The 15733-nt window shown below is 35.7% G+C and carries 11 protein-coding genes; 5 read left to right on the top strand and 6 right to left on the bottom strand.

Annotation, left to right across the window (positions count from 1 at the left end):
• Positions 1 to 95: 95 nt before the first annotated feature.
• The 3 genes from QWY91_RS01590 (at position 96) to QWY91_RS01580 (ending at position 4966) form a co-directional block, all read left to right on the top strand.
• Positions 96 to 2648 carry an adenosylcobalamin-dependent ribonucleoside-diphosphate reductase gene (locus QWY91_RS01590; protein ID WP_290231050.1) on the top strand — a complete coding sequence of 851 codons (2553 nt, stop codon included), beginning with the start codon at positions 96 to 98 and terminating at the stop codon, positions 2646 to 2648.
• Positions 2649 to 2878: 230 nt separating this feature from the next.
• Complete coding sequence (locus tag QWY91_RS01585; protein WP_290231048.1) at positions 2879 to 3988, top strand: hypothetical protein; 1110 nt, start codon at positions 2879 to 2881, stop codon at positions 3986 to 3988.
• A gap of 102 nt (positions 3989 to 4090) precedes the next feature.
• The gene (locus QWY91_RS01580; RefSeq protein WP_290231046.1) at positions 4091 to 4966 is read left to right on the top strand and encodes a sterol desaturase family protein; all 876 of its coding nucleotides are present in this window, start codon (positions 4091 to 4093) and stop codon (positions 4964 to 4966) included.
• Positions 4967 to 4995: 29 nt separating this feature from the next.
• Here QWY91_RS01580 and QWY91_RS01575 read toward each other — a convergent pair whose 3' ends face one another.
• Entirely contained in the window at positions 4996 to 5883 is an 888-nt protein-coding gene (locus QWY91_RS01575; RefSeq protein WP_290231044.1) for a hydroxypyruvate isomerase family protein, read from the bottom strand.
• A gap of 100 nt (positions 5884 to 5983) precedes the next feature.
• A complete protein-coding gene (locus QWY91_RS01570) occupies positions 5984 to 6688 on the bottom strand; it encodes an NUDIX hydrolase (protein ID WP_290231043.1) in 705 nt (234 codons plus the stop codon).
• A 124-nt stretch (positions 6689 to 6812) separates the two neighbouring features.
• On the opposite strand from QWY91_RS01570, the gene galK reads away from it, so the two are divergent.
• Positions 6813 to 7976 (top strand): galactokinase, encoded by a 1164-nt coding sequence (gene galK / locus QWY91_RS01565; RefSeq protein WP_290231041.1) that lies wholly within the window; start codon positions 6813 to 6815, stop codon positions 7974 to 7976.
• Between the two features lie 22 nt (positions 7977 to 7998).
• Positions 7999 to 9036, top strand: a complete 1038-nt coding sequence (locus tag QWY91_RS01560) for a UDP-glucose--hexose-1-phosphate uridylyltransferase (RefSeq protein WP_290231039.1) — start codon at positions 7999 to 8001, stop codon at positions 9034 to 9036.
• An 87-nt stretch (positions 9037 to 9123) separates the two neighbouring features.
• On the opposite strand, the gene QWY91_RS01555 is transcribed toward QWY91_RS01560, so the two are convergent.
• The 4 genes from QWY91_RS01555 to QWY91_RS01540 form a co-directional block, all read right to left on the bottom strand.
• Entirely contained in the window at positions 9124 to 10806 is a 1683-nt protein-coding gene (locus tag QWY91_RS01555) for a sodium/sugar symporter (RefSeq protein ID WP_290231037.1), read from the bottom strand.
• 179 nt (positions 10807 to 10985) lie between these two features.
• Entirely contained in the window at positions 10986 to 11972 is a 987-nt protein-coding gene (locus tag QWY91_RS01550; RefSeq protein WP_290231036.1) for an aldose epimerase family protein, read from the bottom strand.
• A 54-nt stretch (positions 11973 to 12026) separates the two neighbouring features.
• The gene (locus QWY91_RS01545; protein ID WP_290231034.1) at positions 12027 to 13847 is read right to left on the bottom strand and encodes a DUF885 domain-containing protein; all 1821 of its coding nucleotides are present in this window, start codon (positions 13845 to 13847) and stop codon (positions 12027 to 12029) included.
• A 6-nt stretch (positions 13848 to 13853) separates the two neighbouring features.
• Positions 13854 to 15707 carry a CocE/NonD family hydrolase gene (locus QWY91_RS01540; protein ID WP_290231032.1) on the bottom strand — a complete coding sequence of 618 codons (1854 nt, stop codon included), beginning with the start codon at positions 15705 to 15707 and terminating at the stop codon, positions 13854 to 13856.
• Positions 15708 to 15733 lie beyond the last annotated feature (26 nt).

Raw genomic sequence — 15733 nt, 5'->3', positions numbered from 1 at the left:
ATAACTTTCGTAATCTACCCCCAGATTACTCTTAAATATTTAGTTACATTTACCTTTCCAAAAATTACCTTCCAAATTTTTAAAAGACGTGATTTATGCCTGTAGAAACAACTCCTAAGACTGCAAAAACATACACTCAGGATGAAGCTTTTAAAGCTTCATTAGAATATTTTAAAGGAGACGATCTTGCTGCTCGTGTTTGGGTAAATAAGTATGCACTAAAAGATTCTGATGGTCATATTTATGAGCTTACCCCTAATGATATGCATCGCAGAATTGCAAAAGAAATTGCAAGAGTAGAGCAACGCTATCCAAATTCGATGTCTGAAGATGAAGTTTTCGATCTTATAAAAGATTTTAAATATATCGTTCCACAAGGTAGCCCGATGGCCGGGATTGGAAATCCTCATCAAATTGCATCGCTATCAAACTGTTTTGTTATTGGCAATGATGGAAGCTCAGATTCTTATGGCGGAATCATGAAAATAGACCAGGAACAGGTGCAACTTATGAAACGTCGTGGCGGTGTGGGACACGATTTATCCCATATTCGACCAAAAAGTTCACCGGTAAAAAATTCAGCGTTAACATCAACAGGTATTGTTCCTTTTATGGAGCGCTATTCTAACTCTACAAGAGAAGTAGCGCAAGATGGTCGCCGTGGTGCTTTAATGCTTTCTGTATCGATTAATCATCCCGATTCAGAAGATTTTATCGATGCCAAAATGGAACAAGGTAAAGTTACCGGCGCAAATGTTTCTGTGAGAATTGATGACGAATTTATGAAAGCTGTAAAAAATCAAACAGCTTATACGCAAAAATATCCGGTTTTCAGTGAAGCGCCTAAATTCAGTAAAGAAATTGAAGCAGAAAAACTTTGGAAAAAAATTGTTCATAATGCCTGGAAATCGGCTGAACCGGGGATTTTATTCTGGGACACCGTAATTAACGAATCGGTACCCGATTGTTATGCCGATCTAGGTTATAAAACCGTTTCGACAAATCCTTGTGGTGAAATTCCGCTTTGTCCTTACGATTCTTGCCGCTTGTTAGCCATCAATTTATTTTCTTACGTTGATGATCCTTTTACAAAGAAGGCAAAATTCAACTATGAGCTTTTCAAAAAGCATATTAGCGCAGCTCAGCGTATAATGGACGATATTATTGATCTTGAATTAGAAAAAATCGACGCTATTCTTGATAAAATTGAAGCCGATCCTGAAAGCGAAGAGGTTAAGGGAGTAGAGCGAAATCTTTGGTTAAACATCAAGAAAAAAGCACAGGAAGGTCGTAGAACAGGAATTGGAATCACTGCTGAAGGTGATATGCTTGCCGGTTTAGGAATAAGATATGGAAGTGAAGAAGGCGTAGCTTTTTCAACCGAAATTCATAAAAATATCGCACTAGCTGCTTATCGTGCTTCCGTAGATACTGCAAAAGAAAGAGGTGCTTTTACTATTTTCGATTCTGAAAGAGAAAAAGAAAATCCATTTATCCTTCGATTAAAAGAAGCTGATGAAAAATTATATTACGACATGTTAGAGCATGGCCGTAGAAATATCGCATTACTAACTATTGCACCAACTGGTACTACTAGTTTAATGACGCAAACAACATCGGGAATAGAACCTGTTTTCTTGCCAGTTTACAAACGTCGTAGAAAAGTAAATCCTAATGATAAGGATTCTCGCGTTGATTTTGTAGATGAAGTTGGCGATAGCTGGGAAGAATATGTGGTCTTCCACCATCGTTTCAAAGAATGGATGAAGATAAATGACCACGATATAGATAGAAATTATACCAATGCCGAGTTAGACGAATTGGTAAAAGCTTCTCCCTACTACCAGGCTACCAGTAACGATGTAGATTGGTTAAGTAAAGTAAGAATGCAGGGAGCTGTACAAAAATGGGTAGACCATTCAATTAGTGTTACGATCAATTTACCAAATGATGTGAGCGAAGAGCTTGTAGGTAAACTTTATTTAGAAGCATGGGAAGCGGGATGTAAAGGAGTTACCGTCTATCGTGATGGCTCCCGCTCTGGAGTATTAATTTCGAATGAAGAGAAAAAGGAAGAAAAGAATGATGCTGAAGGCATATTCCCTACTAAACGCCCACAGGTTTTAGAAGCTGACGTGGTACGTTTTCAGAATAATAAAGACAAATGGATTGCCTTTATTGGTTTAATTGATGGTAGACCTTATGAAATTTTTACCGGATTTTCAGATGATGAAGATGGTATTCTTATTCCGCGTTGGGTTAATGAAGGATTGATCATTAAAAACCGAAATGATGATGGTTCTTCCCGTTACGACTTTCAGTATAAAAATAAAAGAGGTTATAAAACAACTATAGAAGGATTATCACATAAGTTTAATCCGGAATTCTGGAATTACGCGAAACTTATCTCAAGTACGCTTAGACATGGTATGGCGATCGACAATGTTGTAAATCTTGTGAATAGTCTGCAATTAGACACAGAATCTATTAATACCTGGAAAAACGGAGTCGCTAGAGCATTAAAGCGCTTTATCGAAGATGGTACCGTTGCGAAAAAAGAAAAATGTAGCAATTGTAATTCTTCGAATCTCATCTATCAGGAAGGCTGCCTAACCTGTAAAGATTGTGGTTCTTCCAAATGTGGATAAACAACTAAAATAGTTACGTTATAAAAGAGCTGCCAAATGGCGGCTCTTTTCGTTTTAGAATCACTCCCCTAACCTTCTGAAAATTTTATATTTAGCATTTATTTTAATAGTTCTATATCAAGAAAATTATATACTTTTAACCGTTATTTATAACTATTTATTTATTCATTTTTAAATTATAATTTATATCGATCAAATTTACTTATTGGATGCATAATCCATAATCATTAATGAAAATCAAACATTTTTGTATCATCATCTACTTCGCTTTTGTAGGGGTACACAGTCAGGTTTCCAGAAAAGACTGGAAAGAAGGAAATTTAACCTGGAGCGACTTTCAGGAACGTGAAATCGCTTTTGAACATTCTATTTCAGAATTAAAATATACTATTGGGTATACTACGGAAAAACAAAAACGCAAGGATACGGTAATTTTAAGATTACAATCATTCTGTTACATCGATCCGCAGATATCTTGGGTGCATCCAGATTTTAAAACTGAAGAAAACCTAGAGTACAATCAGGTTATATTTGATATTGCTGAATTATACAGGAGAAAATTACAATACGAACTAGATAGATTAGGCTCTTATTATTCAGCTGAAACCGTTTTTCAGAACATTTATCAGAACTTAAATGATGAAGTTGCTATGTTCCAAAAACAAAGTGACTACGGTAGAGACTATGCTGTAATACTACAATGGAAACCCAATATCGAAGACCGGCTGGATATTTATAATAATAATAAATTGCCGGAGTACGAGAAAGCAAACTTTGGAATTGGATTTAACGTAGGCGCGCTCTATAGCTTTCGTACTGGCGAGGTAGAAGAACATTTCGGTAATTCTATAAGCTTTTTATTTGGTTTCGATTTAGCATTTAAAAATTCGATTTTAAATATAAACACAGCGCTATCTGGGGGACGCGTAGAAAATGAATATCTAGGGAACACCTATTGGGAACAAAAAGAACGATTTACGTTGGCCTTGATAGATATTTCTTACGGTTACGCCATAATTGACAATTCGAAATTGAAATTAGCACCTTTTGCAGGTTTCGCAATTACAGAATTTTCACAAAATGATGATGATGATGATGATGATGATGATATAATTATCACTGATTTTAATTTTCTATTTGGGTTAAGTGCCGATTTTAAATTTAGAACTTATATTAATACGGTTCCTAATTTATTTCTAGGAAGAAAAGAAATTTCTTTTAGCGCAATTAGAGCGAAATTATTCGTTTCTAAGAATGATTTTTATGAAGATTTAAATGGATATTCTGTAAATTTATCTATAGGTTATTCTTGGTTCGGAAACATGCTGAAGCCAGATTAAACAAGCCCTGAAAGGCAAACGTTAAAATTTAAAATCTTGTGATCTTAAATTTGTTGATGGAAATAATTTCTGTTATAATTCAAAAAAACAAAAATTACCCCCATGAAAGAGGAAATCACCTTAGATAGTGTTGTTTCCAGTGCCCCCGATTTAATTCTATATGCCGCCCCCCTTATGATTGGTTTGGCTCTTTTAGAATTTTATTACAGCTGGAAAACAAAACGAGAATGGTATGAGAAAAAAGACTTTCTTACATCATTAAGCATCGGCCTGGTTTATGTGCTCCAGGGACTTGTAACCAAATCTATAATGTTTGGATTGGTGTTATGGGTTTATAATATTGTACCATGGAGCATACCAACAAATTGGTTTACGAGCATTTTATGTTTCGTTATTTTAGACTTTTGTAGATATTGGGCGCATCGATATGGACATGAAATTAATTTTTTATGGGCCACTCACGTAACGCACCATAATTCTGAAAAGTATAACTTATCGACATCTTTTAGATTATCCTGGACCCAGCAGATTAAAGTGATATTCTTTATTCCAATCAGTTTTTTAGGATTTAACCCTATCGTCTTTTTTATCTGTCACCAAATTGCTGTGCTTTACCAGTTTTGGATACATACCGAATTAATTGACAGAATGCCTAAATGGTTTAGCTTTCTATTCGTAACGCCTTCCCATCACCGTGTGCACCACGGTCGTAACGAACAATATTTAGATAAAAATTATGGTTCTACATTTATAATTTGGGATCGTTTGTTAGGAACTTTTGAGCCTGAAAGAGAAAAGTCGATCTACGGAATTATAGATCAACCTAAGCATTTTAACCCTGTAAAACATGTATTTCATGTATGGGTGGATATCTTTAAGAATATGCGCCACGCAAGTAGCGTTAGGGAAGCTGCAAGAATATTTGTTGGACCGCCGAGTTCTTTAAAGAAAATTCCGAAGCAACAACGTAGAGATTAAAATATGGAATATGTGATGTATGATCGCGATTATACATCACATATTTTAATTCCTTCTTTTAAAGCTGCCAGTTTATCATCATAAGTAGGTACAAATTCCTGAGCAAGATACCCATCAAAACCGGTTTCTATAATCGCTTTAACTATTGCCGGATAGTATAATTCCTGTGAATCATTAATTTCATTTCTTCCCGGTACTCCGCCGGTATGATAATGATTGATGTATTTATGATGTTTTTTTATAGTTGCGATAACATCACCTTCCATAATTTGCATGTGGTAAATATCATAGAGCAATTTAAAATTTGGCATTTCTGTACGTTTTGCTAGTTTTACGCCCCATTCGGTATGATCACACATATAATCGGGATGATTCACTTTACTATTTAAAAGCTCCATTACTAAATTCACATTGCGTTCTTCAGCATATTCTAAAAGTGGTTTCAAGCCGGTAACACAATTTTTAAATCCGGTTTCATCGTCCATTCCTCTTCGATTTCCAGAGAATACAATCACATTTTTGATCCCTCGTTTAGCAGCCTTTTCGATTAAAGGCTTATAAGATTCCTGAAGATGTTGATGATTTTTAGTTTCATTAAAGCCGTTTACAATATCAGCAAACGTATCGGTGGCCATCGAGCATTTTAATCCATACTTCTCTACCGTATCCCATTCTTCTGGTCTTAAAAGATCAATTCCCGTTAAGCCAATTTTGGCAGCATTTTCAGCAAATTCTTCTAGAGGGATATTTTGGTAACACCATCGGCATGCAGAATGCTTAATGTTATTTTTTAAACGCTTAGGATTTAAGTCTATGGTTTTAGTTTCTGCCTGTAACGTAGAAAACGGACTCAATCCCAAAGCTCCGGCTCCAAGCGTCATGGCTTTAATAGCAGATCTTCGATTGGTTTTGCTCATTTTTCTAAATTTGATTGTAGTTTACAAATAAAGCTTAGAAATTAAAAATACACTTTAAAAGCTATATTTCTATTGAAATGTCAAATATAATCTCAATAAATTAAGCTATTTCAAAATTATAACCAGATTTCGCCAATTTTTGGTAATTCGTATAATCGAATTTATGCAAAAATGCCCCACGTCTGGATCCGCTTTTGTCTTTTTCATTCAGCTTAATCAACAAACCAAGACTCATCAATTTTTTTCTGAAATTCCGATCATCAAGCTTTTTCTGATAAATCGCTTCATAAAGGGATTGTAATTGCGGTATAGTGAATTTTTCAGGAAGAAGTTCAAATCCTATCGGTTGATATCTGGCTTTTCTTTTTAATCGAGCCATGGCATCAATTACCATTTGGTTATGATCCAAAACAAGTTCGGGCAATTCTTCTACATCAAACCAATGCGCGCCATGCTTTTCGGTTAATTCTTTATCGTATTCATCGATTCTAATTAATGCATATTGTGCAATAGAAACGCATCTATAACCTGGATCTCTATCTGCGACTCCGTAAGCTTTTAGCTGTTCCATAAAAACATTGTCTAAACCTGTAATCTCGGCAAGCACACGTTTTGCTGCGTTGCTTACATCCTCCTCCATTCTCACAAAACTTCCAATTAAAGACCATGTGCCTAAAAATGGAGCAACCCTACGTTTAAAAACAAGTAATTTCAACTTTCCGGCATCAAAACCAAAAATAATACAGTCGGTTGCCACATACATCTTATCTTTCTGAACATATTGATCTTTTAAAGTTGGGGTCATAAACGTATTTTAGACAATTTTCAGATAAATATAAGGAAATAGTTGAAAAATAATCTTTTAAAAAGATGAATGTAAAAATTACGTTTATTATATTTGAGTTATAAATTTACTAAAAATAAGCATATTGAGTACTTCAGCAAACGCGCATAATTTACCAGAAACTTTTACCGATTTTAAGCCTGTAATTAAAGTTGCCTCACCAGGAAGAATAAATCTTATTGGCGAACATACAGATTATAATAATGGCTTTGTGATGCCCACAGCCATCGACAAAAAAATCTATTTAGAATTTAAAGAAAATGATACAGAAAGTACGTGTCGAGTTTACAGTGCTACTTATAACGCCTACTTAGAATATGATGCTAATAATCTTTCGATAAGTGAAAATTCCTGGGAGAATTATGTCCTTGGAGTGACTAACGAATTAAAGGCGCTTGGAAAATCTATTAAAGGTTTTGATTGCGTAATTGAAAGTGATCTTTCTACGGGCGCCGGAATAAGTTCTTCGGCAGCTTTAGAATGTGGGTTTGCGTCAGGACTAAATGCACTTTTCAATCTTGGATTAAGCAAAACTGAAATTACCAAATTATCCCAAAAAGCGGAACACAATTTTGTAGGTAATAAATGCGGAATTATGGATCAATATGCATCAGTAATGAGCAAAAAAGATCACATCATTCTTTTAGATTGTGAAAGTTTACATGCTGAATATATTCCGGCAGATTTCAAATCTTGCAAATTACTTTTACTGAATACCAATGTTTCTCACAATTTGGCCGACAGCGAATACAATACTCGCCGACAAGAATGTGAAACTGCGGTTGAAGTTATTCAGCAAAAATATCCTGAAGTAAAAAGTCTTCGTGATGTAAATTTAGAAATGCTTTCAGAATTCGAGGATAAATTAGAAGGAAAGCAATATCAACGCTCGCGTTACGTGATTGAAGAAAATGAGCGCGTGATGAATGCTACAACTGCTATAAAATCTGGCGAACTTAGCGAATTTGGAACGCTGATGTATGGTTCTCATGACGGGCTTCAGCACGATTACGAAGTGAGCTGCCCGGAACTTGATTTTCTAGTCGAATTTTCCAGAGATAAAGATTATATCTATGGTTCTCGAATGATGGGTGGCGGTTTTGGTGGCTGTACAATCAATTTAATTGAAGCCGATAAAATCGACGAATATGTTGCTGAAGCAGCAGAAGCTTACTACAAGAAATTCAATATAAAATTAGATACGATTGCTGTTTTACCGAGTGAAGGGACAATTGTAGAAAAACTTTAATTACTAACCGAAAATCATAAAAATGAGTCACGATATTAATTCGATTCCTCATAGACGATATAATATTTTAACTGGCGAATGGATACTTTGTTCGCCACATCGTACTAAAAGACCCTGGCAGGGAAAAACCGAAAAAGACACCACACCTAAAAAGGAGACTTACGACCCTAGCTGCTATTTATGCCCTGGTAATACTCGAAGCACAGGTGACACTAATCCAGATTATAAAGAGCCTTATACTTTTATAAATGACTTTTCAGCATTATTAATCGATAGCCCTGTAGAAACTCAGGAAAACGGTTTAATGAAAGCTGAAACCGAAGTTGGTATTTGCAAGGTTGTTTGTTTTTCTCCAGATCACTCGCTTACGCTACCTTTAATGGAAGCAGAAGATATTACCAAAGTAGTTAAAACCTGGAAAAAAGAATATGCTGAATTAGGAAGCCAAGAGAACATCAATTACGTTCAGATCTTCGAAAATAAAGGTGCAATTATGGGTTGCAGTAATCCGCATCCACATGGGCAAATCTGGTCACAAATGTCTATTCCTACTGAAGTTCAGAAAAAATCTGCCCATTTTAAAGAATATTGGGAAAAGAATAAATCGAGTCTTTTAGGCGATTACCTTAAGCAAGAATTAGAGGCGAAAGAACGAATTATAGTTGAAAATGAACATTTTGTAGCCTTAGTTCCTTATTGGGCGGTTTGGCCATACGAAATTATGATCGCGCCTAAAAAACATCAGCAGCACATTGGTCAGTTAAACGAAGAAGAAGAAAAAGCTTTTGCTGAAATTCTTAAAAAACTCACCATAAAATATGATAACCTTTTTGAAACCTCCTTCCCCTATTCTAGCGGAATCCATCAAATACCTACAGATGGCGGAGAATACCCAGAATGGCACTGGCATATGAGTTTCTATCCTCCGTTGCTAAGATCGGCTACCGTGAAGAAATTTATGGTAGGATACGAAATGTTCGCAGGACCTCAACGTGATATCACTGCAGAGCAGGCAGCAAAAACCCTACAGAATTTAAGCGATATTCATTATTTAAAATAGTAAACAATAGCATCCAACTAACCACCAATAAAAAATCCCGAAGCATATTTGCTTCGGGATTTTTTTATATCATCTACTTTGTTTGTTCTACCAGAACATAGCATATAGCATCGCAATTATTAAAATGATTGCAAAACTACAAATATTGAAAACTGGTCCTGTTTTAAATAGCCCTCTCGACAACACAATCGATTTCTCCTGAACTTTACCACCAGTTTCAGCATAAGTGATAATTGCCATGATAATCATGGTAAGAATCCATGTAGCCATCATTTGGTGCATAAATGGCCAGGTAATAAATAGTGGAGAATCAATCCATCCATTCGGCCCAATTTTAAAGTATAGCGCTATAGGAATTGAAACTAAAACTCCCCAAATTGCAGCTTTATTGGTTGTTTTCCTCCAGAAAAGACCTAACATAAATACCGCAAGAATACCTGGGCTAACTACTCCCGTGTACTCCTGAATATATTGAAAAACCTGTCCTAAACTTTTTAATTGTGGCGCCAATATTATCGCAATAATAAGCGATATAGTAGCGGTAATTCTACCAACATTTACCAATCCTTTTTCTGAAGTTCCTGCTTTCTTCTGGAAGTAAGGTTTATAAATATCCATCGTAAAGATAGTCGCTGTAGAGTTCAGCATGGAAGCTAAAGAAGAAACGATTGCCGCCGCTAGTGCTGCTAATACAAGTCCTTTTAAACCTGCTGGAATAAACTCTTTAATAAGCCAAGGAGAGGCGTTATCGTTTATGATACTTCCGTTTTCACTAAAGAAAGAAATATCGGTAACACCTTCTGCAATATTACCACCTGCATCAGTATTCATAACGAATGCTATGATTCCAGGAATTACCGTAATAAGCGGAATTAATATCTTTAAAAATCCAGCAAGTACGATTCCGCGTTGAGATTCTTTTAAACTTTTTGCAGCCAGCGTTCTCTGAATAATATACTGGTTGAATCCCCAATAGTAAAGGTTAGCAACCCAAAGACCTCCAACTAAAACAGCAATACCTGGCAAATCCCACCATGCATCTTTACCATTTGGAGTTATGATTTCACCTTTATCTAGAATCATAGAAAATTTCTCTGGTACCTGATCATAAACTTCTGCCATACCAGTAAATATATTACCATCACTAGAAACATGTTCTAATGCAATATAAGTGGTTATAAGACCACCAATTACTAACAATACCACTTGCACAACATCTGTCCACGCTACAGCAGATAGACCACCGTAAAGCGAATAAGCAGCTGCAAATAATGCAAGACCGATAATACATTGCATAAAGATTTCGCCATCACCATTACCGATAATGGTATCTAATGCTGTTGCTCCTAAATAAAGAACTGATGTAAGATTGACGAAAATGAATAAACAAATCCAAAAAATCGCTAAAATCGTCTTCAGGTTCTTACTGTAACGAACTTCAATGAATTCTGGAATCGTATAGAGTTTCTTTTCAATAAAAATGGGTAAGAAAAATTTACCAACTACAATTAAGGTTATGGCCGCCATCCACTCGTAGGAAGCAATAGCTAAACCAAGTGCGAAACCAGAACCGGACATCCCTATAAATTGTTCCGCGGAAATGTTTGCTGCAATTAGAGATGCTCCAATCGCCCACCAAGGCAATGATTTACTTGCCAGGAAATAATCTTCTGATGTATCCCCTTTCCCACGAGAAACCCATAATCCTACACCGATTATAAGTAGACCGTAAGCAATGAATACTATCACATCCAGTAATTCAAATTCCATAAAAATTAGTTTAATTTATTTTTTGAGAAAATATCAAGTGTTGATCATATATCGATGTAGTCTCCCAATTTTAGGAAATTTCACCCTATATCAAATGAAATAAAATTTTCACAATATTATGCTAAAGATATCACTTTTTTAAATTATAACTGTAAAAATTACAGTTATAGTCATTTTCACTATTTTTTGACACTAAATTTGAAGCTAATTCTATTATAATAATCCTCACCCGGCTCTAAAATGCTATTAGGAAAATTTCTGAAATTTGGTGCATCGGGAAAATTTTGTCCTTCAAAACAAATAGAAGGAAATTCTGATATTCTTGTTTGGTAGGTTAAATCGTCAGGAAGCGATTCAGGCGCATACACAACTACTCCGGGTTGATTTGTAGACATATCTAACTTAATTCCGGTAAGCGGTGCAAAAAGCTGAGCAGATAGTTCGTCACCATCACTGTTTAATACAAAAGTATCATCTAGATTTCTATTTCCTATTAATCGATTTTTACCAAAATCTTTAGCATGGCCACGCAGGTTATTCAAATTACCGGTTGGCAATTGTTTTTCATCTATCTCAAGAATCTTATCGGCATTGATTTTCAGAAAATGATCGCTTACACTACCTTCTCCGTTTAGATTGAAATAAGCATGATTGGTTAAATTAACTACCGTTTTTTTATCGGTTTTCGCTTCGTACTCTACAATTAAGTTATTATCCTCATTAAGTGTATAGGTTACAAAAACCTCTAGATTACCGGGATAACCTTCTTCGTTGTGCTTACTAAAGTATTTTAGTTTTACTGATGGATTATCTTCATGTTTTTCTTCTACGATCTCCCAGTATTTATAATGAAATCCATTTTCACCACCGTGTAAATGCACCCCATTTTCCTGATGCAAACTGAGTTCTTTTCCGTCTAATTCAAATTTACCTTCTGTTATTCTCCCAGCATATCTTCCTATAGAAGCACCAAAACATTGATTATGGGTTTTGTTTAGCGCCGATGGCAAATCTTCAATTAGTGGCGAAACAATAACATTCACCATTTTTTGATTTTTATCGTAAAACTTTATGCTACCAATGGCAGCTCCAAAATTTACGATGCTTACTTCTGTATTGGCAGTATTTACTAACTTCACAGTTTTTAACTCCGTTTTATTTTCCAATAGTATCTTATTTAAAGAAAAATCGTTCTGCAAATTTACAGAACGATCAATTATTTATTTGTTATTTTCAATCCAGTTATCAACTTTAGTCTCCAAGACGTTCAGCGGTAATGCTCCATCTAAAAGCACGACATCATGAAATTCTTTGATATCAAAATTATCTCCTAAAGCAGTTTTGGCCTTTTCTCTTAAGTCCAGGATCTTCTTCATTCCTATTTTATACGCAGTTGCCTGCCCCGGCATAACGATATGACGCTCTACCATCTTAATGCAGTCACTTTCGGCATTTGGTGTATTCTCCTTATAATACTCGATCCCTTCTTCTCTTGTCCATTTCTTGTGGTGAATACCTGTATCGACAACTAATCGACAAGCTCTCCATAATTCCATCGCTAAACGTCCAAAATCAGAATACGGATCTTTATAAAAGCCTATTTCTTTAGGAATATATTCGCTATAAAGTCCCCAACCTTCAACATACGCGCCATATCCTCCGTATTTTCTAAACTTAGGAATACTATCTAATTCTTGCGCGATGGCGATTTGCATATGATGTCCCGGTATACCTTCATGATGCGCTAAAGCTTCTAATTGATACGTTGGCATCGCTTGCATATCGTAAAGATTTACATAAAAAATACCAGGTCGCGATCCATCTGGTGCAGGTTGTTGATAGAATGCTTTTCCTGCACTTTTTTCACGAAAACTTTCTACTGCTTTTACTTTAATTTTAGCCTTTGGCTTAGTTAAAAACAGTTCATCTAAACTGCCACGCATTTTATTGACAATCCCTTTGGCATCATCTAAATATTGTGTTTTAGCTTCAGGAGTATTTTCATAATAAAACTGCTCGTCGGTTCTCATAAATTCGAAAAAATCCTGTAGCGATCCTTCAAATTTCACTTCATCCATAATCTTTTGCATTTCCCCATGAATTCTGGCCACTTCGCTTAGCCCATATTCATGAATTTCATCTGCAGACATATTGGTGGTCGTGGTCCTTTTAAGCGCTAACTCATAGAATTTATCTCCTTTAGGAAACTTCCAGGCTCCATTTTCAGTAGTAGCCCGTTTTTGCTGAGTTTCTAAGAGATCGATTAAAGACAAATATGCAGGCTGAACATGTTCTACTAAAGCTTTTTCTGCTTCAGCAATTAACTGATCTTTATCAGAACTTTCAATCTCTAATTTATTGAGCTTCTCCTTAAAGTCTGCTAAAAGTGTACTGGCATTTTCAGACTTCTCGAAAGGTTTCCCCTTTATAATATTGCGACTATCATCAATTACTTTCTCGAAAACAAATTTGGGAGGTACGATACCATTTTGTTCTCTAATTTTAATGCCTCCAATAACCTGTTCAAAAGCTTTTGTAAATCCGTTTAATCTCGAAATATAGGCTTTGGCATCTGCAACTGAATCGATCCTATGATTATTAATTAAAAAAGCAGGAAGATCGGCGTGGTAGCCAAACATTTGATTTACCGGATAGTTATAAAATCGAAATTCATAATCCTCGATTTCATTTTCTACATTTTGCTTATATAATTTATAGCTAAGATTGGATTCTGCATTTAATGAAACTGGATCTATCTTATCGATATAATCTTTGCGCTCTCTCGCCTGTTTTAGCTCTTTTGCATAGCGCAAATGAGAGAAATTATCCCACTTCCCATAATTTGTCTTTCTACCCAACTGGGTTTGCATCATCGGAGATTCCTCCACTTCAATCTCAAACTGATCTTCAAAATATTGATTCAGTTTAGTGGATGCTTCCGCAATCTCTTCTTCAGAATACTCCGCCTGCTTTTGATTTTTGCAAGAACTAATCGCCAAAATGGCAAAAGCAGCACCTATAATTCTTAGATTTCTGAACATTCGCTGTTATCTTTTTAATACTGAAAATTTAATGGCCGAATCACCAAATACGGTGTGTGTCTGTTTCTGAAAATCTTCCTTTTCAGCTCTAAAAATATTATCTACATAGGTTTGAGGATTCAAATCGATTAAAGGAAACCATGTACTTTGAATCTGAATTTGCATCTTATGCCCCTTTTTAAATGTATGGTTTACACCCTGAAGCGTAATATTTACATCGGTCTTTTTGTTTGGTTCGAATGCTTCAGGCTTAGAAAAGCTATTTCTAAAACGTCCTCTCATCACTTCGCTACGTACCATCATGTGGTAGTTACTCATTTTAAGATGATCCATAGTTTCAGGATAATTTTCAGCGTCAGATGGATATACGTCGATTACTTTTACTACCCAATCGGCTGCGCTTCCTGTGGTAGCTACTTTCAACATTGCTTCTATTTCGCCAACTACAGATAAATCTGCATCTAAAACTTCAGTTTCGTAAACCAAAACATCTGGTCTTCGCGCAGCAAAACGTTGATCGCCCGTCATGTATTCTCTTGGAGTGAAAACCGTTTTAATCTCGTTATTATAAGAAACCGGTTTTTCCGGATCGCTTATAAATTCTTGTTTTGTAGCTGTAGGCTGAGTAGTAAGTTCCTGATCATCTCCTAAATAAAATGTTTTTTCTACGGAATTTTTTGGAGGCCATTGATTATAATCTGTCCATTCTCTTTTTCCGGTATCATAGATATGAGCTTCAGCTAAATCTAAAGCACCTTCACCGTTTTGTTTTAAGAAATGGTTGAAGAATTTTGTTTCGTAATCTTGCTGAAATCTAGTTGATAGACTATCGCCAAAGTAAACATTCCCTACCGATTGTCTTCCACTTTCGCGAGCCCAATCCCCATGGCTCCAAGGACCGTAAACTAAAATATTGTATGTATTACTGGTTTTCTCAATCTTTTTGTACTCATTAAAAGGACCGTAAAGATCTTCGGCATCAAACAAGCCACCAACAACCATAACTGCTGGTTTTACATCATCCAAATGCTGAATAATTCCTCTAGATTCCCAAAATTCGTCATAATTAGGATGATCTTTTAGTTGTTGCCAAAATTCGTTGTCTTCTTTATAATATTCATCTAAAGAACTAAGCGGAGTATGCTCTAAGAAAAATTGATATTGATCCTGAGTACCAAGTCCCGGAAGTTCATACCAGCTTTCTGTAGTTGGTTCGTCTTTTTGATATCCAAAAAGTGCTGTTGCTCTCCAATAACTTAATAAGTAAGCGCCATTATGATGAAAATCGTCAAAAAAGAAGTCTGAAATTCCTGCTTGTGGAGATACCGCTTTTAAAGCAGGGTGAGAATCCACCAAAGAGTATACAGAATAGAACCCGGGATAAGAGATTCCCCACATTCCTACATTTCCGTTATTATTATCAACGTTTTTTATTAACCAGTCGATAGTATCGTAGGTATCACTAGATTCGTCGAATTCTTTTGCTTTTTTATTCGGGATATAAGCACGCATATTATCGTACTTACCTTCACTCATCCAACGACCACGAACATCCTGATAGACAATAATATTGCCTTCTTTCATCAAATATTCGTTAGGACCAACTTTAGATCGCATTTGCCCTTCACCATAAGGTCTGGAACTATATGGCGTTCGCTGCATAATCATTGGATATTCCTGAGAGGTATCTTTGGGAGAATAAATAGTCGTGTGAAGCTTAGTACCATCCCTCATTGGGATATCAACCTCTGTTTTGGTATAATGCTCTTTTATATCGTAGGCATCATCGTTTTGAGCGGTAACATGAAAAACAATAAAAAGTAAACAGGTATAAAGAATTGATCGCTGGTATAATCTCATATGTTAGATCTTATTTTTTAATCCAT

Source organism: Zunongwangia endophytica, assembly GCF_030409505.1.
GTDB lineage: Bacteria > Bacteroidota > Bacteroidia > Flavobacteriales > Flavobacteriaceae > Zunongwangia > Zunongwangia endophytica.
Note: the sequence above shows the minus strand (reverse complement) of the source record. Positions and strands in the feature narration are given on the sequence as shown.